General features: G+C 67.9%; 20 protein-coding genes, 1 tRNA gene and 1 pseudogene. 14 read left to right on the top strand and 8 right to left on the bottom strand.

The annotated features are described in order from the left end of the window. From AC07XS_RS14055 to AC07XS_RS14035, 5 genes and pseudogenes are all read left to right on the top strand, one after another. A pseudogene (locus tag AC07XS_RS14055) lies at positions 1-315 on the top strand (methyl-accepting chemotaxis protein); the annotation flags it as partial. Positions 316-444: 129 nt separating this feature from the next. Further along, positions 445-2,274, top strand: coding sequence for a methyl-accepting chemotaxis protein (locus tag AC07XS_RS14050; protein ID WP_494732678.1), 1,830 nt, complete (start codon positions 445-447; stop codon positions 2,272-2,274). Then, complete coding sequence (locus AC07XS_RS14045; protein WP_182714918.1) at positions 2,274-2,786, top strand: chemotaxis protein CheW; 513 nt, start codon at positions 2,274-2,276, stop codon at positions 2,784-2,786. The genes AC07XS_RS14050 and AC07XS_RS14045 overlap by 1 nt, the downstream gene beginning before the upstream one ends. Before the next feature lie 41 nt (positions 2,787-2,827). After that, positions 2,828-3,682 (top strand): CheR family methyltransferase, encoded by an 855-nt coding sequence (locus tag AC07XS_RS14040; RefSeq protein ID WP_152949454.1) that lies wholly within the window; start codon positions 2,828-2,830, stop codon positions 3,680-3,682. 4 nt (positions 3,683-3,686) lie between these two features. After that, a complete protein-coding gene (locus AC07XS_RS14035; RefSeq protein WP_054764674.1) occupies positions 3,687-4,763 on the top strand; it encodes a protein-glutamate methylesterase/protein-glutamine glutaminase in 1,077 nt (358 codons plus the stop codon). Between the two features lie 89 nt (positions 4,764-4,852). Here the strand turns inward: AC07XS_RS14035 and AC07XS_RS14030 are convergent, their stop codons facing one another. The 3 genes from AC07XS_RS14030 to AC07XS_RS14020 form a co-directional block, all read right to left on the bottom strand. Continuing rightward, positions 4,853-6,610, bottom strand: coding sequence for a hypothetical protein (locus tag AC07XS_RS14030; RefSeq protein WP_152949455.1), 1,758 nt, complete (start codon positions 6,608-6,610; stop codon positions 4,853-4,855). Between the two features lie 147 nt (positions 6,611-6,757). Further along, a tRNA-Ala gene (locus AC07XS_RS14025) sits at positions 6,758-6,833 on the bottom strand. 221 nt (positions 6,834-7,054) lie between these two features. Next, complete coding sequence (locus AC07XS_RS14020; protein ID WP_054766821.1) at positions 7,055-7,516, bottom strand: TIGR02300 family protein; 462 nt, start codon at positions 7,514-7,516, stop codon at positions 7,055-7,057. A 124-nt stretch (positions 7,517-7,640) separates the two neighbouring features. On the opposite strand from AC07XS_RS14020, the gene aroA reads away from it, so the two are divergent. The 7 genes from aroA (at position 7,641) to mscL (ending at position 13,141) form a co-directional block, all read left to right on the top strand. Then, the gene (aroA, locus tag AC07XS_RS14015; RefSeq protein WP_182714919.1) at positions 7,641-8,960 is read left to right on the top strand and encodes a 3-phosphoshikimate 1-carboxyvinyltransferase; all 1,320 of its coding nucleotides are present in this window, start codon (positions 7,641-7,643) and stop codon (positions 8,958-8,960) included. 4 nt (positions 8,961-8,964) lie between these two features. Beyond that, positions 8,965-9,291 carry a type II toxin-antitoxin system RelE/ParE family toxin gene (locus AC07XS_RS14010; RefSeq protein WP_182714920.1) on the top strand — a complete coding sequence of 109 codons (327 nt, stop codon included), beginning with the start codon at positions 8,965-8,967 and terminating at the stop codon, positions 9,289-9,291. Further along, entirely contained in the window at positions 9,281-9,589 is a 309-nt protein-coding gene (locus AC07XS_RS14005) for an addiction module antidote protein (RefSeq protein ID WP_182714921.1), read from the top strand. Before AC07XS_RS14010 ends, AC07XS_RS14005 begins: the two co-directional genes overlap by 11 nt. Then, on the top strand, positions 9,589-10,233 hold the full coding sequence (gene cmk, locus AC07XS_RS14000; protein WP_182714922.1) for a (d)CMP kinase: 645 nt from the start codon (positions 9,589-9,591) through the stop codon (positions 10,231-10,233). Before AC07XS_RS14005 ends, cmk begins: the two co-directional genes overlap by 1 nt. Before the next feature lie 157 nt (positions 10,234-10,390). Further along, positions 10,391-12,094 (top strand): 30S ribosomal protein S1, encoded by a 1,704-nt coding sequence (gene rpsA, locus AC07XS_RS13995; RefSeq protein WP_054764680.1) that lies wholly within the window; start codon positions 10,391-10,393, stop codon positions 12,092-12,094. A gap of 316 nt (positions 12,095-12,410) precedes the next feature. After that, positions 12,411-12,701 (top strand): integration host factor subunit beta, encoded by a 291-nt coding sequence (locus AC07XS_RS13990; RefSeq protein WP_054766822.1) that lies wholly within the window; start codon positions 12,411-12,413, stop codon positions 12,699-12,701. 23 nt (positions 12,702-12,724) lie between these two features. Further along, positions 12,725-13,141 carry a large-conductance mechanosensitive channel protein MscL gene (gene mscL / locus AC07XS_RS13985; protein ID WP_182714923.1) on the top strand — a complete coding sequence of 139 codons (417 nt, stop codon included), beginning with the start codon at positions 12,725-12,727 and terminating at the stop codon, positions 13,139-13,141. Between the two features lie 457 nt (positions 13,142-13,598). Here mscL and AC07XS_RS13980 read toward each other — a convergent pair whose 3' ends face one another. After that, positions 13,599-14,735, bottom strand: a complete 1,137-nt coding sequence (locus AC07XS_RS13980) for a GNAT family N-acetyltransferase (RefSeq protein ID WP_182714924.1) — start codon at positions 14,733-14,735, stop codon at positions 13,599-13,601. Positions 14,736-15,006: 271 nt separating this feature from the next. On the opposite strand from AC07XS_RS13980, the gene AC07XS_RS13975 reads away from it, so the two are divergent. Next, on the top strand, positions 15,007-16,770 hold the full coding sequence (locus AC07XS_RS13975) for a peptide MFS transporter (RefSeq protein WP_054764683.1): 1,764 nt from the start codon (positions 15,007-15,009) through the stop codon (positions 16,768-16,770). 70 nt (positions 16,771-16,840) lie between these two features. Here the strand turns inward: AC07XS_RS13975 and AC07XS_RS13970 are convergent, their stop codons facing one another. Continuing rightward, on the bottom strand, positions 16,841-18,913 hold the full coding sequence (locus AC07XS_RS13970; protein ID WP_182714925.1) for a TonB-dependent receptor domain-containing protein: 2,073 nt from the start codon (positions 18,911-18,913) through the stop codon (positions 16,841-16,843). A gap of 144 nt (positions 18,914-19,057) precedes the next feature. Between AC07XS_RS13970 and AC07XS_RS13965 the strand changes: the two genes are divergently transcribed. Then, the gene (locus AC07XS_RS13965; protein ID WP_182714926.1) at positions 19,058-20,029 is read left to right on the top strand and encodes a TraB/GumN family protein; all 972 of its coding nucleotides are present in this window, start codon (positions 19,058-19,060) and stop codon (positions 20,027-20,029) included. 14 nt (positions 20,030-20,043) lie between these two features. Here AC07XS_RS13965 and AC07XS_RS13960 read toward each other — a convergent pair whose 3' ends face one another. The 3 genes from AC07XS_RS13960 to AC07XS_RS13950 all read right to left on the bottom strand — a co-directional run. Next, positions 20,044-20,346, bottom strand: coding sequence for a hypothetical protein (locus AC07XS_RS13960; protein WP_182714927.1), 303 nt, complete (start codon positions 20,344-20,346; stop codon positions 20,044-20,046). 60 nt (positions 20,347-20,406) lie between these two features. Continuing rightward, positions 20,407-21,837 carry a metalloprotease TldD gene (gene tldD / locus AC07XS_RS13955; RefSeq protein WP_152949466.1) on the bottom strand — a complete coding sequence of 477 codons (1,431 nt, stop codon included), beginning with the start codon at positions 21,835-21,837 and terminating at the stop codon, positions 20,407-20,409. 59 nt (positions 21,838-21,896) lie between these two features. Then, positions 21,897-22,210: hypothetical protein (locus tag AC07XS_RS13950; RefSeq protein WP_182714928.1), on the bottom strand; the 314-nt coding region annotated here is incomplete at its 5' end.

The following is a 22,210-nucleotide window of genomic DNA, read 5'->3' as shown; positions in this document are numbered from 1 at the left end:
CAGAATGCGGGCGCCTCGGAAGAGATGTCGGCGACCTCGGAAGAACTGGCGGCCCAGGCCGAGGAGCTTCAGACCTCCATCGCCTTCTTCCGCACCGACTCCGCCGGCGGTCGCGCCGCTGCACGGGCCCCGGCCCGCGCCGCCGGCTTCAAATCCGCCAAGTCGATCGGACGGTCCTCGTCCAAGTCGGGTTCGATCCAGCCTTCGGTCAAATCCCCGGTCCACGCCCAACAGGCCCGGGCCAAGGGCTTCGCCCTGGACCTGACCAGCGGCGGCGCCGACGCCGAGGACATGGACTTCCGGGAGAGCGCCTGATGGCAGGCCCATCGCCTTCGCCCGGTTCACGCGATCCGCGCCTGTGCCTTGCAACCACGACCGGACGAACGTCGTCCGCATCCACCTTCGGACCTTCACCGGCCTGACATCAGAAAAAGGGGCTATGAAATGCGCTTAACGATCAAAGCAAAACTGGCCGGCGCCTTCGCCGCCGTCCTGGCGATCTCCCTCATTCTCGGCGTCGTCGGCGTCATGAAGATGAGCGCGGTCAACGACCAGTCGACCGTCATCACCGAAAACTGGATGCCGAGCATCGACGCCATCCACAGCCTCAATACGGCGACCTCGGACCTGCGGGCCCAGCAGTACGCCCACATCACCTCGACCGATCCGGCGCGCATGGCCGAGGTCGAAAAGGACATCGCCGCCACGCTCGACACGATCAAGAGCGAACGGGCGAAGTATGAGGCCCTCATCTCCTCGGACGACGAGCGGGCGCTCTACAATCAGTTCGCCGGCAAGTTCGAAAACTATCTGCGGGACGGCGAGCGGATGCTGACCTTCTCGCGCGTCAATCAGAACGAGGCCGCCGCCCAGGCCATGCTTGCCAGCAAGCCGCTGTATGACGACATGTCGGCCGACCTGCTGAAGCTCGTGAACCTGAACGTCGACGGCGGCAAGGCCGCCAGCGTCGAGGGCGACAAGGTCTTCTCCGAAGCCCGGACGATGTTCATCGCCCTGGTCGTCGCCGGCCTGGTCATCGGCGTGGTCGCCGCCCTGTGGATTGCGCGCACCGTCACCCTGGGCCTGCGCAAGGTCTCCACGGCCATTGAGGCGGTCGCCATCGGCGACCTGAATCAGGACATCAAGGTCACGACCAATGACGAGATCAAGGATCTGGTCGATACGGTCGATCGCATGACGGCCAATCTGCGGGCCACCGCCGCCATGGCCGACGAGATCGCCAACGGCGACCTGACGGTCCAGCCCAAGCCCCTGTCCGACAAGGACACCCTGGGCCTGTCGCTGCAGTCGATGGTGGAGCGTCTGCGCGGCGTGGTCGCCGACGCCCTGTCGGCCGCCGACAACGTCTCCTCGGGCAGCCAGGAACTGTCGGCCACCTCCGAGCAGATGAGCCAGGGCGCGACCGAACAGGCCGCCGCCGCCGAACAGGCCTCGGCCTCGATGGAGGAGATGGCTGCCAACATCAAACAGAACGCCGACAACGCCGCCCAGACCGAAAAGATCTCGCGCCAGTCGGCCAAGGACGCCGAACTGAGCGGCGAGGCCGTGACCCGCGCGGTGGACGCCATGCGCACCATCGCCGACAAGATCGGCATCGTGCAGGAGATCGCGCGTCAGACCGACCTGCTGGCCCTGAACGCGGCGGTCGAGGCCGCCCGCGCCGGGGAACACGGCAAGGGCTTCGCGGTCGTGGCTTCGGAAGTGCGCAAACTGGCCGAACGCAGCCAGACGGCCGCCGCCGAGATCAGCGCGGTCTCGGGCGACACGGTCAAGGCCGCTCAAGAGGCCGGCGACATGCTGCAGCGCCTGGTGCCGGACATCCGCAAGACCGCCGAACTGGTCTCGGAAATCTCCGCCGCCTGCCGCGAACAGGACGTCGGCGCCAACCAGATCAACGAGGCCATTCAGCAGCTCGACAAGGTGACGCAACAGAATGCGGGCGCCTCGGAAGAGATGTCGGCGACCTCGGAAGAACTGGCGGCCCAGGCCGAGGAGCTTCAGACCTCCATCGCCTTCTTCCGCACCGACTCGGCCGGCGGCCGCAGCGGACGGGCTCCGGCCCGAGCTCCCGCCCGCGCCTCGACCTTCAAGTCGCCGCCCAAGCCCGCCGCCCGTCCGGTCGCCAAATCGGCGGCCCCGTCTTCGGCCAAGTCTCCGGTCCACGCCCAGCAGGCCCGGGCCCAGGGCTTCGCCCTGGACCTGACCAGCGGCGGCGCCGACGCCGAGGACATGGATTTCCGGGAGAGCGCCTGATGTCCGGCCCCGTGGAAAAAGCGGGTGCGGCTGAGGGCCAGTACGTCAGCTTCGGCCTGGGCGAGGAGGTCTTCGCCGCCCCGGTCGGGCTGGTGCGGGAGATCCTGACCTATCAGCCCCCGTCGCGCATCCCCAACAGCCCCGCCTATCTGATGGGTCTGACCGATGTGCGCGGCCAGGGCGTTCCCACGGCGGATCTGCGGATCCGCCTGGGGATGGCGCCGGTCGAACCGACCCTGAACACCCGGATCCTGGTCCTGGACATCCCGCTGGAGGACCGGACCCTGAGCCTGGGTCTGGTCGCCGACCGGGTGTTCGAGGTGACCAGCTTCGCCGCCGACCAGATCGAGCCCTCGCCCGACATCGGCATCAAATGGCGCTCGGACTACATCTCCGGCGTGGTGCGGCGCGACGACGGCTTCGTCGTCCTGATCGACCTGCCTCGCCTCCTGTCCACCACTGGCGATGCGGCCGATCTCGCCGCCTTCGCCCCTGTCGAACGCGCCGCCTGAGGGCGGCGCGAACGGCCCATAAAAAAGAAGAGAGAAACGCCTTGTCCCAAGCGGCGCTAGAACGGTCCGCCCCCACGCTTGATCAGATCAGCGCCCGCAACTTCGAACGGTTGGCGCGCTACATCTATGACTACAGCGGCATCAAGATGCCCTCGTCCAAGCGCACCATGCTGGAGGGACGGCTGCGTCGCCGGCTGCGCGTCACCGGCCATGAGACCTTCGACCGCTATTGCGACTATCTGTTCAAGGACGGCGGGCTGGAGACCGAGTCCGTCTTCCTGATCGACGCGGTCACGACCAACAAGACCGACTTCTTCCGCGAGCCGCGCCATTTCGACTATATGGCCAGCCACGTCCTGCCCGAGTTCAAGGCCGCCGGGCAGCGTCGCATCCGCGCCTGGAGCGCGGCCTGTTCCACGGGCGCCGAGCCCTATACGATGGCCATGGTCCTGCAGAAGTTCGCCGACGAAGAGGGCGGGCCGGACTATCAGATCCTGGGCACCGATCTGTCGACCGAGGTGCTGGAGACGGCCCTGCGCGGCGTCTATCCCGACGAAATGCTGACGCCCGTGCCGGCGGACATGAAGCGCTGGGTGATGAGGGCGCGCGACGCCAGCCGCCGCGAAAGCCGCATTCATCCGTCCCTGCGGTCCAAGCTGTCGCTGGCGCGGCTGAACCTGATGGACGAGGCCTATTCGGTCGGCGATCCTTTCGACATGATCATGTGCCGCAACGTCATGATCTATTTCGACAAACAGACCCAGGCCAAGGTTCTGAACCGTCTGTGCGCCCGTCTGCGGCCCGGCGGCTATCTGTTCATCGGCCATTCGGAAAGCATCACCGGCATCGAACTGCCGCTGGTCACCGTCGCCAACACCATCTTCCGGAAGACCTGACCTCATGCCCAAGGTTCGTGTTCTGGTGATCGACGATTCCGCCAGCGTGCGCCAGACCCTGGTGGACGTGCTGTCGGCGGATCCGCAGATCGAAGTCATGGGGGTGGCGTCCGATCCCTTCGTCGCCGCCCGCCGCATCGCCGAGGACGTGCCCGACGTCATCACCCTGGATGTGGAAATGCCGCGCATGGACGGCATCACCTTCCTTCGGAAACTGATGTCTCAGCGCCCGATCCCGGTGGTCATGTGCTCCTCCCTGACCGAGGCGGGCTCCGAGACCCTGATGCAGGCGCTCGAAGCCGGCGCCGTCGACATCATCCTGAAGCCGCGGATCGGGGCGGCGGACCATCTGGCCGAGAGCGGCGACCGCATCCGCGACGTGGTCAAGGCCGCCGCCCGCGCCCGCGTCGGCGCCCGCCGCCCGACCGCCCGGACGCTGGATCCCGGCACCAAGCTGACGGCCGACGCCATGCTGCCGCCGCCCAGCGGCGCGGCCATGGCCCGCACCACCGAAATGGTCGCCTGTCTGGGCGCCTCGACCGGCGGCACCGAAGCCCTCCGCGAAGTCCTGCAGGCCCTGCCGGCCAATGCGCCGGGGATCGTCATCGTCCAGCACATGCCGGCCGGCTTCACCGCCGCCTTCTCCAAACGGCTGAACAGCCTGTGCGAGGTCGAGGTCAAGGAGGCCCAGCACGGCGATCCCGTCCTGCGCGGCCACGTCCTGATCGCGCCGGGCGACAAACACATGCTGCTGGAACGCCAGGGCGCCCGCTATCAGGTGGCGATCAAGGACGGTCCGCCCGTCTCGCGGCACCGGCCCTCGGTGGACGTCCTGTTCCGCTCGGCCGCCCGCGCGGCCGGCCGCAACGCCATGGGGGTCATCATGACCGGCATGGGCGACGACGGGGCGCGCGGCCTGCTGGAGATGAAGGAGGCCGGCGCCGTGACCGTGGCCCAGGACGAGGCCAGCTCGATCGTCTTCGGCATGCCCAAGGAGGCCATCGCCCGGGGCGCCGCCCAAAAGATCATGGCGCTGGAACATATCGCGCGCGAAATCATGGCGGTCGATCGGTCGCGCTGAACCGGGCCTGGTCTTCGGCCTGTTCGACAGTTGACGCCGCGCCGACGGAGACGTCGGCGCGGCGTTCTCATTTCAGGGCTGCGTGATCTTCAGAACAGCAGGTCGGCGAACTCGTCCGCCTCGGCCGGCGCCGCTTCGACGGCCGCCGTCTCGGCCTGAGCCTCTTCGCCTTCCGGCGCAGCGTCCTTGGGAACGGCGTATTCGGCATGGATCAGCCGTTCGCGCGCCATCGTATAGCAGCGCCCGATCTCGTTCATCGCCTCGTCCAGGGCGGCCTCGATCTGGGACAGGTCGTCCACCTCGGGCCCTGCGGCCTCGACCAGGGCGGCGGCGGCGGCGTGAAGGGCGTCGCCCATGTCGGCCTTCAGCCCCAGCTGTTCGGCGGCGACGGTCAGGGACCGCGCCGTGGCGGCGCCCTGGTCGCTGAGGCCGCTCAGGTCGTGCTCGACCACGTCGGCGGCCTGGCGCAGACGGCTGCGTACCCCGTTCAGACGACCGGCGTCCACCCGCCCGTCCTGATCGCCGCCCGCCGGCCTGTCATTGGCGACGCCCGCCAGTGCGTTCAGGGAGCTGAGCGTCAGATCGGCCTCTTCCTCCAGCTGGCCGGCGTGGCTGCTCAGCTCGATGGCGATCACGCTCAAAGGCTTGCCGATGTCGCCCAGGCGGTTGGAGCGCAGGCTGCTGTTGATGGCCATCTGCTGGATGTCGCGCTTGACGCCCTGGATGGCGCCGACCCGGCGCGACAGGGCCTCGACCGCCGAGACGGTTTCGTTGCTGATCCTGTGGGCGTTGGCCATGGCCGCAGTCACGTCGCCGACGAGAAGGCCCGCGTGTCCCAGGCTCTCTTCCAGTTCGCGCAATCCGCCCTTGCCGCCCCGGCCGCCCAGGGCGTTGACCGCCAGGATCTGGGCCGTGTCCGCCGCCATGCCGTTCAGGCTCTGGGTCACCTTGACCGCTTCCGCCTCGAAATCGGCCGCGATATCGGACATCTGGGCAGCCAGCATGTGCAGCAGCCGACGTTCGGCCCGGTCGCGCGCCTCCTCGGCCAAGTCCGACTGGGCCGCCAGGCGGCTGGCGACGCGCAGGCCCAGCTGGACGTGTTCGATGCGCTGACGGGTGATGTCGCCGATCTGAAGCGCCATCAGGGCCTTGCTGACCTTGGTCTGGATGTCGCGGGCTATGGCCGCGATCGAACGGGCGACGTCGGCGATCTGGGTATGCTGTTCCTGAATGGCGCGGGCGTCGACCGCCAGCCGGTCCGGCACGGCGGGGATCAGGGCGGCGTATTTGCCGCTCAGAGTCTGTTCGAACTCCAGGGCCTGTTGCAGGCGGGTCGACAGATCCGTCAGCTGATCGGCCAGTTCGTCCAACTGGCCGACGCCCAGGTCCAGCTGGCTGCACATGCGCTCGGCGAAGCCGGCGAACTCGTCCGACGCGCGGATGGTGGACCCGGCCGTTATCTTGACGTTCAGCGCAAAGGCCCGGAGGTAGCGCAGCGTTGTGCGCATCGACTCGATATTGGCCTGAAGCTGGGCGCCGGCGACCTTGATGTTGGCGAAATAGGCGATCCGGTCCTGCTGGGCCTCCGGCAGGGCGTTCAGTCCCTCGGCCGTGGACAACAGGTCCTGGGTCGTGTCCGACACGGATTTGGCGTCCAGGGTGACCTCAAGCCGATCCAGGGATTCGATCAGTCGTCCCACCATTTCCAACGACCCCGCCAGCCGGCCCCCGGCGTCGGAGAAACGGCTTTCGATCAGCGCACGCGCTGTTTCGAGCTGGTCGATGATGGCTGTCGGCTGGACGGGGAGACCGGCCGTGACGGCGAAATCATGATGCTGGATGTTCACTAACCGTCTCGTTCTGAGCGTCGTTCGGTGAAACATAGGCCGCAACTTACCAACTGAGGGTAAACGCCTTTGCGGCGGCGGGCGGAGTCGATCAGGGTCCGGAAAATTAAAAGGGGCCGGCTGCGTCGCAGCCGGCCCCTTGGAAACTGGTGGAGCTTAGCGGAGTCGAACCGCTGACCTCTTGCATGCCATGCAAGCGCTCTACCAACTGAGCTAAAGCCCCGGACCTTGCGGTCTGGTTCGCCCGGTTCATCTTGCGATGGCCCCCGGCGAGGCGGCGGAACCTATGTCAGAGCTTTTTTAGGATCAAGCCCGTTTCGACATTTATTTTCACATCGGTTCCAGGTGTGGAAAAGGGCAGAGATTTCAAACCGCAAGGGTCCGAAAGCCTGTCCGCCCGCCGCGTCTCCCTAAAGGGAAATACGGCGGGCGCAACAAAAAAGATCAGTCGTCGTCGTCGCGCGACGGCTTGGCGATTTCGTCGTCCAGGTCGTCGTCGTCTTCGTCCTCGATGAAGGGCACCGAGTCGTCGTCATCGTCGCCCAGGTCGTCATCGTCGCCGTCGGTCGAACCCATGCCCGGCTCGTCTGCGGCGTCGGCGGGGGAATCGTCGTCGTCGTCAGGCGTCAGGATCGGCTCGTGGCCTTCCTCGTCGATTTCCGGGGCGCGGATCTCTTCGTCCTCGTCCTCTTCGCCGTCGGCCGCCTTGTCCTTGACCTGATCTTCGGCGTCCTCGTCGTCGGTCGGATAGCCGGGACGGGCGCGGCGGCTGCGCAGCTTCAGGGCTTCTTCGGGATCGAAGTCCGTGCCGCATTTGGGGCAGTGGGCGGGGCGGCGGTTCAGGTCGTAGAACTTAGCCTGGCAGTTCGGGCAAACCTGTTTGGCGCCCAGTTCGGGATTGGCCACGTTTGGAACCTTCAACGGGTTGAATTCGGGGCGGTCCCTTGCCACCCCTCGGAGCCGCTGTCAAAAGCTGTCTTTCGCGCCGCCCGCGCGGCCCTTTCGACAAGCCAGCCTGAAGCGGGTGAAAATGCCGTCCCAACTGACCGCCAGCCGTTCGAACGCCCTCGCCGGAACGGTGCGGGCGCCGGGCGACAAGTCCATGTCCCACCGTTCGATGATCCTGGGCGGCATGGCCTCGGGCGTGACCGAGGTCGAGGGCCTTTTGGAGGGCGACGACGTCCTGGCCACCGCCCGGGCGGTCCAGGCCTTCGGCGCCAAGGTCGAACGGATCGGCGAGGGGCGCTGGCGGATCGAAGGGGCGGGGGGCTTCAAGACGCCCGCCTCGGTGATCGACTGCGGCAACGCCGGCACCGGTGTTCGCCTGCTGATGGGGGCGGCGGCGGGCTATCCGCTGACGGCGACCTTCGACGGCGACGCCTCCCTGAGAAGGCGGCCGATGAAGCGCGTCACCGGCCCGCTGGCCGACATGGGCGCCCGGTTCGACTGGCGGGCCGCCGAGGATCGGCTGCCGGTCGCCCTGACCGGCGGGACGCTGACGGCGATCGACTATGTGCAGACCGTGGCCTCGGCCCAGATCAAGTCGGCCATACTGCTGGCCGGACTGAACGCCCAGGGCGTCACCTCGGTGACCGAGCCGGAAAAGAGCCGCGACCACACCGAGCGGATGCTGCGCGCCTTCGGCGCCGAGGTAGGTGTCGAAGAGATGGGCCAGGGCTGGGTCGTCTCTTTGAAGGGGGGACAACCCCTGACCGGAACCTTCGTCGCCGTGCCGGGCGATCCGTCGTCCGCCGCCTTCCCCCTGGCCGCCGGCCTGATCGTTCCGGGTTCGGCGGTGACGGTCGAGGGGGTCATGCTGAACCCGCTTCGCACCGGCCTGTTCGCTGCCTGGCGCGACATGGGCGCCGACCTGACGATATCGAACCGGCGCGAGGCCGGCGGGGAAGCGGTCGGCGACGTCACCGCCCGGCATTCGACGCTCAAGGGCGTGGTCGTGCCCGAAGACCGCGCCGCCTCGATGATCGACGAATATCCGATCCTGGCCGCCACGGCCGCGTTTGCGGAAGGCGTCACCGTGATGCGCGGGGTGGGCGAAATGCGGGTCAAGGAAAGCGACCGGATCTCGCTGATGGTCGAGGGCCTGCGCGCCTGCGGCGTCCAGGTGGAGGAGGAGCCGGAGGGCTTCATCGTCACGGGCGCCGGGGAGGGCGGGTCGGTGCGCGGCGGCGGCCTTGTCCACACCGCCCACGACCACCGCATCGCCATGAGCCATCTGATCCTGGGCTTGGCTTCGGATCAGCCCGTCTCGGTCGATGAGCCCGGCATGATCGCCACCAGCTTCCCTGGCTTTGTCGAGATGATGAACGGGCTGGGCGGGCGGATCGCTTGACGAAATGTCGCCTATAGACGACAGTGGGGATGTTGAGATTGAACTGACGCCGCAGTTCGTCGCTTGGCGCGCTAGGCTGCGGGACGCACGGGCGTTGGCGAAGATCGCCGATCGGCTGACAAGGCTTCAGTTCGGGCACTGGGGCGACGTCAAACCCATCGGGGAGGGCGTCAGCGAACTGCGGATCGACGTCGGTCCCGGCTACCGCGTGTACGCGTTCCAACGGAACCGCACCTGGGTCGTCGTGCTTGGCGGAGGCGACAAGTCGTCCCAAAGGCGGGACATAGAGGCGGCCTTGCTTCTGGCGAGAGAGTTGAGAAATGCCGATTGAGACTGTCCCCTTCGACGCCGCCGACTTTCTCGACACGCCGGAGGCGGTTGAAGAGTTTCTGGTGGCGTCGTTTGAATCCGCCGCCGAACTGGGCGATCCGCGCCTGATCACAAATGCGCTCGGCGTGGTCGCCCGCGCCAAGGGCATGACCCAGATGGCGCGCGACGCCGAACTGTCGCGCACCGCCCTCTATCGCGCCCTCAGCGAAGAAGGACGGCCCGAGCTTTCGACCATCTTCAAGGTGATGCAGGCCCTGGGTCTTCGCCTCGCCCCGGTTCGCGTGGACTCCGCCGCCTGATGTCCCTGATCATCGCCGTCGACGGCCCGGCCGCCTCGGGCAAGGGCACCATCGCCGCGCGTCTGGCGCGGACCTATGGCCTGCCGCATCTGGACACGGGCCTGCTGTACCGGGCCGTGGGCGTGAAACTGCTGGAGGCCGGCCGGTCTCTCGATGACGAGGCGGCCGCGACCGAGGCTGCGCGGTCCCTGGATGTCGCCGGCCTGTCCGACGATCCCCGCCTGACGACCGGCGAGGCGGGCGAGGCGGCCAGCCGCGTGGCGGGCCATCCCGGCGTCCGCGCCGCCCTGTTGGACCTGCAGCAGGCCTTTGCGGCCCAGGCGGGCGGGGCGGTTCTGGACGGCCGCGACATCGGCACGGTCATTGCGCCCGACGCCCCCGCCAAATTGTTCGTCACCGCGACGCCGCAGGTGCGCGCGACGCGCCGCTGGAGACAGCTGACGGCGCGCGGCTTCGACATCGGCTTCGAAGAGATGCTGGCCGATATCCAGCGTCGGGACGCGCGCGACGCCGGCCGGGGCGCGGCCCCCATGGTCCAGGCCGAAGACGCGGTCTTGCTGGACACGACCGATATGGATATAGAGGCCGCCTTCGATGCGGCCCGCCGTATCGTCGAGACGGCGCGCGCGAAACACGGTCTCTGACCGGTTTTGCAAATCCAACGCTTCGTCCTCGGCTTCCGCGGGCGTTCTGACCGATCCGGCCTCGCATCCTGACGACCTGCCTATCCTTTTTGACGTCCACCTCGCGCGGGGCCGTTCGGTCGCGCGCCACAGCCCCTACGGAACGCTTTTCAGCTCCATGACTGACACCCTCACCCCCACCCGCGACGATTTCGCCGCCCTGCTCGACGAACAACTGTCGGGCCGCGACTTCGGCGAAGGCCAGGTCGTTCACGGCCGCGTCGTCGGCATCGAAAAAGACATCGTCATCATCGACGTCGGCCTGAAGACCGAAGGCCGCATCGCCATGCGCGAATTCGGCCAGGGCGAAGACGGCGCCCTGCCCAAGGTCGGCGACAATGTCGAAGTCTATCTGGAGCGCGTCGAAAACGCCCTGGGCGAGGCGGTCATCAGCCGTGACAAGGCCCGCCGCGAAGAAGCCTGGACCCGTCTGGAAGCCGTGTTCGCCGAAGGTCATCCGGTCAACGGCGCCATCGTCGGCCGCGTCAAGGGCGGCTTCACCGTCGACCTGGGCGGCGCCTCGGCCTTCCTGCCGGGCTCGCAGGTCGACATCCGTCCGGTCCGCGACGTCGGCCCGCTGATGGGCAAGGAACAGCCGTTCCAGATCCTGAAGATGGACCGCCCGCGCGGCAATATCGTCGTCTCGCGTCGCGCCATCCTGGAAGAGGCCCGCGCCGAACAGCGCACCGAGCTGGTCGGCCAGCTGCAAGAGGGCGAAGTCCGCGACGGCGTGGTCAAGAACATCACCGACTACGGCGCCTTCGTGGACCTGGGCGGCATCGACGGCCTGCTGCACGTCACCGACATGTCGTGGAAGCGCGTCTCGCACCCGTCGCAGGTTCTCGCCGTCGGCGACACCGTCAAGGTCCAGATCGTCAAGATCAATCCGGACACCCAACGTATCTCGCTGGGCATGAAGCAGCTGCAGTCGGACCCCTGGGACGGCGTGGAAGCCAAGTACCCGGTCGGCGCCAAATACACGGGCCGCATCACCAACATCACCGACTACGGCGCCTTCGTGGAGCTGGAAGCCGGGGTCGAGGGCCTGGTCCACGTCTCGGAAATGTCCTGGACCAAGAAGAACGTCCATCCGGGCAAGATCGTCTCCACCTCTCAGGAAGTGGACGTGGTCGTCCTGGACGTCGACGCCTCCAAGCGCCGCATCTCGCTGGGCCTGAAGCAGGCCCAGGACAATCCGTGGGACGCCTTCGTCGCCAACCACCCGATCGGCTCGACCGTCGAGGGCGAGGTCAAGAACGCCACCGAGTTCGGCCTGTTCATCGGCCTGGACAACGACATCGACGGCATGGTCCACCTGTCCGACCTCGACTGGTCGGTCTCGGGTGAAGAAGCCATCCAGCGCTACCGCAAGGGCGAGATGGTCAAGGCCAAGGTCCTGGACGTCGACGTCGAGAAGGAGCGCGTCTCCCTGGGCATCAAACAGCTGGGCGGCGATCCGATCGGCGAGGGCGATGCGTACCGTCGCGGCCAGCAGATCACCGTCACCGTGACGGCGATCGAGTCGGGCGGCATCGAGGTCAAGTTCGGTGAAGACGACGCCCCGGTCACCGCCTTCATCCGCAAGTCGGACCTGTCGCGCGACCGCAACGAGCAACGTCCGGAACGCTTCGCCGTCGGCGACCGCGCCGACGCCATGATCACCGCCGTGGACAAGGCCTCGCGCCGCATCTCGGTCTCGATCAAGGCGCTGGAAATGAAGGACGAACAGGAAGCCATCGAACAGTTCGGCTCGTCCGACTCGGGCGCTTCCCTGGGCGACATCCTGGGCGCCGCGCTGAAGAACGCCGGCTCCAAGGAGTAAGGCGCTCGCCGCAAGGCGTCAGGCGCTTCGCTCAAGCAGCGGAGCGCCGCGCGCTTCGCGATAGCGGACCTCGCTCAAGCAGCGGAGCGCCGCGCGCTTCGCGATAGCGACCAAAAAAGACCAAGGCGGCGGGAGCGATCCCGCCGCCTTTTTCCTGTGTGGCGGCGGCCAATGACCGGAACCGGACATAATTCATGCAAATCCGAGGGCTCGCGGCCCGATAGGGGCTTTTTAGAGGGGCGGGCGGCGGTTAGGGTGCCGTACAGTGGATCATCGGCGGGCGCGGCCTGCCGATCATGAGCTGGCAGGGGCCCTGATGATCAAATCCGAGCTGATCGAGAAGCTTGCGGCGGAAAACACCCACCTGACCCATGCGGAGGTGGAGCGGCTGGTCAACGTCATCCTGGGCGAAATGACCGGCGCCCTGGCCGACGGCGGCCGGGTCGAACTGCGCGGCTTCGGGGCCTTTTCCGTCCGTTCGCGACCGGCCCGCGTCGGTCGCAATCCCCGCACCGGCGAGACCGTGGACGTTCCCGCCAAGGCCGTGCCCTTCTTCAAGAGCGGCAAGGAACTGCGCGAACGTCTGAACGCTTCTGGGGACGCCTAAGCCTAACGACCGAAAGACCCCGCATGAGCCTTCTGTCCGAGTTCCGCGAGTTCGCGATCAAGGGTAACGTCGTCGATCTGGCGGTCGGCGTCATCATCGGCGCCGCCTTCAACGGCATCGTCAAAAGCCTGGTGGATCAGGTGGTGATGCCCCCGATCGGCCTGCTGACCGGCGGGGTCGATTTTTCCGAGCTGGAATGGGTGCTGCGGCCTGAAAACCCGGCGACCGAAGCGGTCGAGAAGGTGGCGATCCAATACGGCGCCTTCGCCAATACGGTGATCCAGTTCCTGATCGTGGCCTTCGTCGTCTTCCTGCTGGTCAAGGGGATCAACAGCCTGCGCCGCCAGGAAGCCGCCAAGCCGGATCCGGCGCCCTCGGCCCCGACCCCGACCGAGGCCCTGCTGACCGAGATCCGCGACACGCTGAAGGCCCGGCCCTAGAGCCTGATCGGTTGAAGTGGAATCGCTTCGCGATTCCACTGAAGCCGTGAATCAGGCTCCAGATTAAAGCGAGAGCATGATTCACGCTTCTGTCGGAACCGCGAAGCGGTTCCGTCCGAAACGATCATGCTCTAGAGCCTGATCGCTGAACGACGCCGCGACCCGGTCCGCGCCTCGCCTTCGCGCCGACGTCGCTATAGGTCAGGGCGTAAAGAGATCGATTTTTCAACGCCTTGCGGATCGAGCCGCCCAATCGGCCGTCGGTCCTTCCGCAGCGCCTAGACTGGCGTTTCGGTATTCGACATCGCAAAGGACGGCGCGACCGTTCGCCGACGGACTTTCCGGTCCACGGCGGACTATTCTTCAGCAAAATCAAAGGGCGTCGGACAGATCGGACACATCGGACACCTTTTTTCGTGTCCGATCGCCGGCCCGCCCCGGAGCAAGACCGGTCGGCTCAGACGGCGGCGTCTCGCTCGACTTCGCGCCTGATCGACGACCGGCGGGGCGCCGGCACGGGGCGCAGGCAGACGGCGTAGTCCCCGTCGAACGGGGTGGGGCTCCATTCCTCGGCGGAGACGGGATCGCGGAAGACGGCGTGGCCGTGGCCCCATCCGCCCTCGCGCCGGGCCTTGGCGGCCAGCGGCCCCAGACGCTCCAGCATCAGGGGCGTCGTCACCTGCAGCCTGACCTTGGCCGCGCCCAGGCCCCGCGCATTGTCGATCAGGGTCCGGGCCAGGATTTCGATCGCGTCGTCCGCCCCGTCCAGCGCCGCCAGATCCAGGATGTCCAGACAGGGCGGATCGATCAGACGGGTCTTGTTCATGTGGGCCAGGGCGACGCCTTGCAGCCGGTCCCGGTGAAAAAGGCCCAGAACCACAGGCGCCAGGGTCATGTCGGGGTCGCTCATGCGCCAGGCCATGATCTCGGGGCTGCGGTCGGCGATCAGCCGGCCCTCGGCGACCAGGGCCCGCCAGAAGTCGGCATAGGGCGAACCCTCGCCCAGGTCGGTCAGCACCCGGACCCCGTCCGGCAGCTTCAGGCGGCGGGGTTTGAACAGGCGGCGGTTCATCAGCCGGTCGCCCAACCGCCGGGCCGTCTCCGCCGACACTCCGCCCAGCAGTCCGCGCAGCAGCCGGCCCTTCGCACAGGTCAGGGGATCGACCCTCCAGGCCAGCTTCAGGGCGTGGGTCTGGGCCGGCGCCGGCTTGAAGCCGAACAGGGGATAGAGCGGCGCCGACCGGGCGTTGGCGTTCAGGGTGTAGCAGGCGAACAGGCCCGACTGGGCCAATATGGCCTTGATCAGGGGCCGGCTGGCGCCCCGTCGTTCGGGCGGAACGATGATGGAAAAACCGGTGGCGGCGTAAAGAACCTCGGGGCCGCGCCGAAACCTCTGGACCAGATTGCCCAGCATGGCCCGGGGCGCATCGGCCTCATCGACGACGACCCAGCCGGTCGGGGCGTCCAGGTCCCGTCGCGCCGGATTGGCCTCCAGCCACCGCCACCCCGCCTCGGACCGCTCGGGCCAGCCGACCTGGCGGTGCAGGGCGTTCAGCGCCGCATAGTCGGATCGGCGGATCGGCCGCACAGCCATTCAACACTCCCTCCCGTCCTCGACCGGGCCATATTGGCGCCCCGGCGGCGGGATGCGGGGACCTCTGCATATCGGGCGCCAGTTCGGCGCATCGCCGGGTGCGGCGAGGGGGCGCATAACCTTAACTCTTGTTCGGGTTTGCTCCCTGTGCTGGGTATGCGCCTTTCGCGCGCCCCGTTGAGGCGCGGCAGTTGGGAGTGAGCCGTTGACAGTGACGGATGGGGGGGCGCTCGCGCCTCGTAAGACTTTCCTGGGGCACCCGCGGGGGCTGGTGATCCTGTTCTTCACGGAAATGTGGGAGCGTTTTTCCTACTATGGCATGCGGGCCCTGCTGGTCCTCTATCTGACCCAGCACTTCCTGTTCGGCCCGGCCGAGGCTCAAGGCATCTACGCCGCCTACGCCGCCCTCGTTTATCTGATGCCGGTCCTCGGCGGCCTGATCGCCGACCGCTATCTCGGATCGCGCAAGGCCGTCATCATCGGCGCCGTTCTGCTGGTCCTGGGTCACTTCACCATGGCCTTCGAAGGCACGGGCGGTCGCGAGCGCCTGACCATCGGTGACACCACCTATGAGCTGCAGGTCGAGGGCCGCGACCAGAACCGCCGCATCTTCGCCGTCAACGGCGATGAACGGGTCCAGGTCGCCATATCGCCCGAAGGCGTCTCCGCCGTGGGCGCCGAGCCCTCCGCCGCCAACGCCTCCGATGTGGCGGCCGTCGCCACGGGAGCGGCGATCAACGCCCAGCCGACCGGAGCGCTGGATCCGGCGACCGCAGCCGCGCCCGAGGCCGCCGCCAAGGCCGGCTTCCCCGCCTTCACCGCGACCGGCGCCTATACGCTGGAGACCACGCGGGATCTGGCGCTCGGCGAGCCGGTTCTTTTCCTGGCCCTGTCCCTGATCATCGTGGGCGTCGGCTTCCTGAAAGCCAACATCTCAACCGTCGTCGGCGCTCTCTATGAAGAGAACGACCCCCGGCGCGACGGCGGCTTCACCATCTTCTACGTGGGGATCAACCTCGGTTCCTTCCTGGCGACCATCGCCTGCTCCTATCTGGGCATCAAATACGGCTGGGCCTACGGCTTCGGCCTGGCCGGCATCGGCATGCTGTTCGGCCTGCTGACCTTCGTCCTGGGCCAGTCCTGGCTCGAAGGCCGCGGCGCGCCGCCGGTCCCCGTTCAGGGCCGTTCCATCCTGGGCGTGCCGCTGGTGCCTTTCTTCTGGATCGCCGGCATCGTCGCCGTCATCCCGACCTGGCTGCTGATGCAGCGCCACGAGATCATCGAGACGGCCCTGCCGTGGATCGCGGGCGTCATCTTCGCCGCCGTGGTGGGCTTCACGGTCTTCCGGCTCAAGGGCGCCGAGCGGTCGCGCATGCTGGTCGCCCAGGTGCTGATCTTCTTCTCGGTCCTGTTCTGGGCCCTGTTCGAACAGGCAGGGTCGTCCCTGACCCTGTTCGCAGACCAGTCCACCCAGATGCCGTCATGGTTCAACGCCGCCATGACCCAGACCTTCAACCCCGGCATCATCGTGCTGGGCGGGCCGATCATCGCCGCCCTCTGGGTCTGGCTGGCCAAGCGCAAGCTGGAGCCTTCGACCCCGGTCAAATTCTCCTTCGGCCTGGTCTTCGTCGGTCTGGGCTTCCTGGTGCTGACCTGGGCTGCCGCGACCCAGGCCAACGACGCCTTCCGGGTGCCGCTGATCTTCCTGTTCCTGACCTACTTCTTCCACACGATCGGCGAGCTGTGCCTGTCGCCGGTCGGCCTGTCGATGATCACCAAATTGTCGGTGGCGCGGGTGGTCGGGATGATGATGGGCGTCTGGTTCCTGTCCAGCTCCGTCGCCCATATCGTCGCCGGCATCATCGCCAAGGCGACGGCGACTGACACCGTCGCCGGTGTCGTCACCAGCCCCGAGCTGGCGCTTCAGACCTATGGGTCGATCTTTGGCACCATCGGCTGGACGGGCGTCGGCGTCGGCGTCTTCCTGCTGCTGATGTCGCCCCTGCTCAAGAAGGGCATGGCCGGGATCCACTAAAGCCCGCCTGTTCGACGCAAGAAGCCCCGGCGGAGCGATCCGCCGGGGCTTTTCGTTGGCCTCAGCCGCCTCAGAAGGTCTTGCGGACCCGGATAGAGGCGAAGGTGCGCGGATCCACGACGCTGTCCTCGACGAAGGCCACCGCACGGGTGTCGCGGTCGGCGAAGACGGTGCGGCGGCTGGTGAAGTCGTCCCACAGGTTCAGCTGCGCGCGGATCGCCAGGGTCGGGCTGGGCTTGTATTCGGCGAACAGCTCGAAATAGTCGGTTCCGCGCCAACGAGAGACCTGGTCGGGCGAATAGCTGGGCTGACCCAGATAGGGCAGCCACGTCACCCCCCACTGCAGCTTCAGGCGGGTGAGGTCCTGCTCGAAGCCGACATTGGCCTGGGACGGGCGGACGCCTGAGATGGGCCGCGTCTCGCCCGTGGTCGGATCGGTGACCTCGGTCTTGTTCCAGTCGTTCCTGAAGGTGAAGCGGGCGCCTGAGACGCCCAGCTTGTCCAGCGGCACGGTCACGTTCAGCGACAGCTGGTCCAGCGTGCCCTCGCCGATATTGCCCACCGCCGACAGGCCGCCCGCCAGGGGGATGCGGTCGATGGCGTCGATGATCTCGTCGTGGCGATAGCCGATGGACACCACCCCCTCGCCCCAGAAGCGGCGCTCATAGGTCAGTTCCGTGATCCAGCGCTGCTCCGGCTCCAGATCGACGTTGCCGCCATAGACGTTCTCGTCCTCCAGATCGGCCGAGGCGGCGAAGTCGGAGAAGTCGAGCTGGCCCAGTTCGCGCTCGAAGCGGAAGCGCAGCTGGTTGTTCGGCATCGGCGTCCAGGTGGCCATGAAACGGGGCTTGGCGAAGAAGAAGCTCTTCTCCTGATCGGCGTCGCCCGACTGGCTGATGGTCGAGGCCTCCAGCCGCAGACCCGCCTCCAGCGTCAGGTCGGGGTGCAGCCGCCAGGTGCCCTTGGAGAAGGCCTCGCCGCGCGTCTCCTCCACCTTGACCGAGGCGCTGGGCAGGGTCACCGGCGCCCCGCCCACGCTATAGGCCTGGTCGGTCTGGCGCATGTTGTAGGCCACCTCGCCGCCGGTCTCGATCGTCAGCTTGGGCGAGCGTTCGTGGCGGATCAGGGCGCGCAGGATGGTCTCGGACCGCTCGCCCGAATAGACGAACCGCTCCTCCGGGGCGTCCAGACCGTTGCTGAGGACGTTGTAGGTCGAGACCCCGTCCCAGCTGCCGAACTCATGCATCAGGCGGGTTTCCAGCTTGAACCGGTCGTTCAGCGGCCGCTCCCAGGTGACGCCGAACTCGCCGCTCTTGTTGTCCTCCTGGTCGAGGCTTTGCCGGAAGGCGGTCGCGGAACGGCTGGTGTAGACGCCGTTCCAGTCATTGATCCCATAGCGGGCGGACAGGTCGACCTTGCCGCCTGCAATCGGGCCGGCGTAGGTCCCGCGGATCGAATTGCCGCCGCCGTAGCCGTCGGTGTCGGTAACCTCGTCGCGCAGCACATCGCCCGCGGCGTTGCGGCGGACGGTTCGGCCGGGGCCGTTGGAATCGCTCATGCTGATGCCGTCGGACAGGGTCACGCCCCAGCTGCGGTCGCCGTCTCGGGCGGTGAACTGATAGCTGCCGCCGTAGAGATCCTGGCCCGCGCCTTCGAACTGGGTCGTGTTCCACGTCAGGATCGACTGGCGGCTGGCCTCGGTCTTCAGGATGACGTTCACCACCACCGAGAAGCCCTGCATGTCGATGCCGGGCGCGCCGCCGCGGATCAGCTCGATCCGTTCCACCTGACGCGCCGGGGTGCGGCTCAGCACATTGGAGCCGCCGTCGTTCTTGGAGGCCGGACGGGCGTTGTTGATCAGCACATTGCCGACCGCCCCTTCAAAGCCGCGCGCCCCGGAACCGTCGTCGACCTCGAAGCCCGGCACGCGATTGACCATGTCGAGCGCCGTATTGGGGCGCTGGGCCGCGAAGAAGTCGGGCGTGAAGACCAGAACGCCGCGCTGGGTCGCGTCGGCCAGGGGCGCCTGGCCCGCCGGGCCGGTCGGAACCGGCGCCTGGGCCACCTGGGGCTCGTCCCCCGCGAAGGCCGATGCGGCCGACAGGAACAGGGCGGTGCTGGCCAGCAGCAAGGTCTTCGTCATCGGTCTTCCCCTCGAATGTTGTCGATGGGTGTGCCGTCAGCCGACGTTCATCTCCAGTTACAAGGCGGAAAGGTGGATTAAATCGCCGCCATCATTACAGACATTTCATTACGAAACCGAAAGGCGCGCGAATACAGTGAATTCATGAACCGTATCCCCGCTCTTCTCTGTTCTATTCTGCTTGCCGCAAGCGCAGGCTGGCGGGCGACAGCCCAGGAGGCGGACCCGCCGGCCGATGCGGTGGAGGACATCGTCGTCACCGCCCGTCGGATCGAGGGGCCGATGTGGGAGATCCTGCGCGGGGACGCGACCCTGATCCTGGTCGGGTCGATCGACGGCCTGTCGCGCGACATGGATTGGCGGACCGAAGCCCTGACGACGGCGGTGGAGCGGGCGGATCGGGTGCTGTTCCCGGTGCAGGGGCGGGCGTCCCTGGCCGATCTGGGGCGGGTCATCTGGCGAGCGCGGACCCTGACCCGCCTGCCCGAGGGCCGGACCACGGCCGACTATCTGCCGCCGGAGCTGGAGGCGCGGCTGGAGCGGGTCACGGGCGAGGGGCCCAGCCGCACCAGCCTGCTGCTGCTGTCAGCCGAGCTGATGGAGCGGGGCGGCTACGCCCGGCGCGAGCGGCCGGTCTCGGACCTGGTGCGGCGGGCGGCGCGGAGCAACCGCAAGCCGGCCGAGCCGGTCGGCACCCTGCGGGGGGACGAGATCATCGATCGGGTGCTGACGACCCCGCCCGAGCGCTATCTCGACTGTATGACGCGGGCGGTGACGGCGGCCGAGCTGGGCGAGGCGGAGGGCGAGCGGCGGGCCGAGGCCTGGCGCCGGCGCCGCGTCGCCGAGGTGCTGGCCTCGCCCCTGGATCAGGCCGTCAGCGCCTGCTCCTATTGGGTGGTGATGGGCCAGGGGCCGGCGCTGGAGGCCCTGTGGGGCCAGGCGGTGGACCAGGCCCTGGCCGAGGGCGGGACCACGGTCGCCATCGCCCCGCTGCGGCTGCTGGCCCAGCCGGGCGGCCTGCTGGACCGGCTGGAGGCCCAGGGGCTGGAGCCTCTGGGCCCCGACTGGCGGCCGCAGCCGCCGGCCGAGGCCCCCGGCGACGCGCCTATTTCGTAAGTATTATCAATGGGTTAATTGGCAGGCGTCGCGCGCTCGGGCACGGCGTCGCGGGCGGCCTCGCCGACGGTGTCGGCGGCGTTGCCGACGCTTTCGGCCGCGCCGGCTACGGCGTTGGACTCGATCGCCTCATTGCGGTTCATGTTCATCAGGAACCAGCCGATGATCAGGACCAGGGCCAGGCCGACGATCAGGGCGATGACCCCGCCCATTCCGCCGCCGCTGCGGCGCTGCTCGACGATGGTCGGGCCGGTCGAGTTTTCGCTGACGCGCTCGACCCGGCCGTCGGGGTGTTTGATGGTGCGTTCGGTTGCCACGGTAAGTCTCCTCTCCTGTGTGGCGGGGAAACTCACGGTCGCGCGATCCGGTTCCGCCCCCTAGACCGCCGTTCCGCCGACGGTCAGGCCGCCGATCTTGAGGCTGGGCTGGCCGATGCCGACGGGCACGCCCTGTCCGGCCTTGCCGCAGACGCCGACGCCGGGGTCGAAGGCGAAGTCGTCGCCGATCATCTGGATCTTCGTCAGGGCCGTGGCCCCGTCGCCGATCAATGTGGCGCCGCGCACGGGGGCGGTGATCACCCCGTCCTCGATCAGATAGGCCTCATTGCACTGGAAGACGAACTTGCCGTTGGTGATGTCGACCTGGCCGCCCGAGAAGTTGGCGGCGTAGAGGCCGCGCTTCGTATTGGCGATCATGTCGGCCTTGGAATCCCGCCCCCCCTCCATGAAGGTGTTGGTCATGCGCGGCATGGGCATGTGGGCGAAGGACTGGCGGCGGCCGTTGCCGGTGGCGGCGACGCCCAGCTGACGCGCCGACAGCCGGTCGTGCATCAGCCCGACCATGATCCCGTCCTCGATCAGGACGGTGCGGCCCGTGGGCGTGCCCTCGTCGTCGACCGACAGGGAGCCGCGCCGCCCGGCGATGGAGCCGTCATCGACCACGGTCACGCCCGGCGCCGCCACCCGCTTGCCCATCATGCCGTTGAAGACGGATGAGCCCTTCCTGTGGAAGTCGCCCTCGAAGCCGTGGCCGATCGCCTCGTGCAGCAGGACGCCGGGCCAGCCGGCGCCCAGGACCACGTCCATCTCGCCTGCCGGACAGTCGACGGCCTCCAGATTGACCAGGGCCTGGCGCAGGGCCTCGTCCACCTGGGCCTGCCAGCGTTCGGGCGCCACCCAGGCCTCGAAGCCCGCCCGGCCCCCGGCGCCGGAGGAGGCGCTCTCGCGCCGGCCGTTCTGCTCGACCGTGACCGAGACGTTCAGCCGCACCAGGGGCCGCACGTCCCGCACCGCCCGGTCGTCGGCCCTCAGGATCTCGATCGCGCGCCGCTCGCCGACCAGGGAGGCCGAGACCTGGACCACGCGCGGATCGCGGGCCCGGGCCCAGGCGTCGATCTCGGCCAACAGGGCGATCTTGTCGGAGAAGGCGGGCGAGGCCAGGGGATCGACCTCGGCATACAGCTTCTGGTTCGTGGCGCGCGGCCCCTCGGCGACGCGGGCCTCATGCCCCGCCTTGGCCAGGGCGGCGCTGTCGGCGGCGCGGCCCAGGGCGGCGGCCGAAATCTCATTGGCGTGGGCGTAGCCGGCGGTCTCGCCCGCCACCACGCGCAGGCCGAACCCCTCGGTGGCGTCATAGGCGGCCGATTTCAGCCGCCCGTCGTCGAACACCAGGCTCTCGCTCTCGGAGCGTTCCAGAAACAGCTCCCCGTCGTCCGCCCCGGCCAAGGCGGACTTCAGGATCGACAGGGCGTCGTCGGTCGAAACGCCGGCGGCGTCGAGGAGGGGCGGCGGGGCGGCATGAAGGGTCATGACGCCTAGGTAGGGGCTGAAGCGCCCCTCGTCACCTGTTCAGGACCGGATCGGAACCGTCAGGAGGGGACGGGCGTGGAAAAAACACTGTCCGATGTGTCCGATGTGTCCGATGTGTCCGGTTGGTCCGGCGCCGGATCGACCGGATCGGGGCCCATCAGGACGACCGCCTTCACCGCCTTTTCCAGCAGGCGGCGATAGACGGGATTGCTCAGGTCCAGGCCGGCGAAGGACCGCTCCAGGTCCGTCAGGGCCTTCATCTGGCTTTCCAGCACCTCAAACCGATCGCAGTCCGACAGGGGTTTGGGGCCGGAGCGGCGCTTGGGCGCGGGCGGTTGGGCCGCAGGCGGTTGGGGCGCGGCCGGTTTGGGCG

The sequence above is a fragment of the Brevundimonas sp. GW456-12-10-14-LB3 genome (assembly GCF_059424365.1).
This window is presented reverse-complemented; position numbering and strand designations above follow the sequence as displayed.

Bases quoted from the DNA above. Each gene is read 5' to 3' on its own strand.
- AC07XS_RS14035 (WP_054764674.1), top strand. From the start codon at position 3,687: ATGCCCAAGGTTCGTGTTCTGGTGATCGACGATTCCGCCAGCGTGCGC.
- AC07XS_RS13965 (WP_182714926.1), top strand. From the start codon at position 19,058: ATGAACCGTATCCCCGCTCTTCTCTGTTCTATTCTGCTTGCCGCAAGC.
- AC07XS_RS14045 (WP_182714918.1), top strand. From the start codon at position 2,274: ATGTCCGGCCCCGTGGAAAAAGCGGGTGCGGCTGAGGGCCAGTACGTC.
- AC07XS_RS13990 (WP_054766822.1), top strand. From the start codon at position 12,411: ATGATCAAATCCGAGCTGATCGAGAAGCTTGCGGCGGAAAACACCCAC.
- AC07XS_RS14005 (WP_182714921.1), top strand. From the start codon at position 9,281: ATGCCGATTGAGACTGTCCCCTTCGACGCCGCCGACTTTCTCGACACG.
- mscL (WP_182714923.1), top strand. From the start codon at position 12,725: ATGAGCCTTCTGTCCGAGTTCCGCGAGTTCGCGATCAAGGGTAACGTC.
- cmk (WP_182714922.1), top strand. From the start codon at position 9,589: ATGTCCCTGATCATCGCCGTCGACGGCCCGGCCGCCTCGGGCAAGGGC.
- aroA (WP_182714919.1), top strand. From the start codon at position 7,641: ATGCCGTCCCAACTGACCGCCAGCCGTTCGAACGCCCTCGCCGGAACG.
- tldD (WP_152949466.1), bottom strand. From the start codon at position 21,837: ATGACCCTTCATGCCGCCCCGCCGCCCCTCCTCGACGCCGCCGGCGTT.
- AC07XS_RS14010 (WP_182714920.1), top strand. From the start codon at position 8,965: ATGTCGCCTATAGACGACAGTGGGGATGTTGAGATTGAACTGACGCCG.
- AC07XS_RS13980 (WP_182714924.1), bottom strand. From the start codon at position 14,735: ATGGCTGTGCGGCCGATCCGCCGATCCGACTATGCGGCGCTGAACGCC.
- AC07XS_RS14050 (WP_494732678.1), top strand. From the start codon at position 445: ATGCGCTTAACGATCAAAGCAAAACTGGCCGGCGCCTTCGCCGCCGTC.
- rpsA (WP_054764680.1), top strand. From the start codon at position 10,391: ATGACTGACACCCTCACCCCCACCCGCGACGATTTCGCCGCCCTGCTC.
- AC07XS_RS13970 (WP_182714925.1), bottom strand. From the start codon at position 18,913: ATGACGAAGACCTTGCTGCTGGCCAGCACCGCCCTGTTCCTGTCGGCC.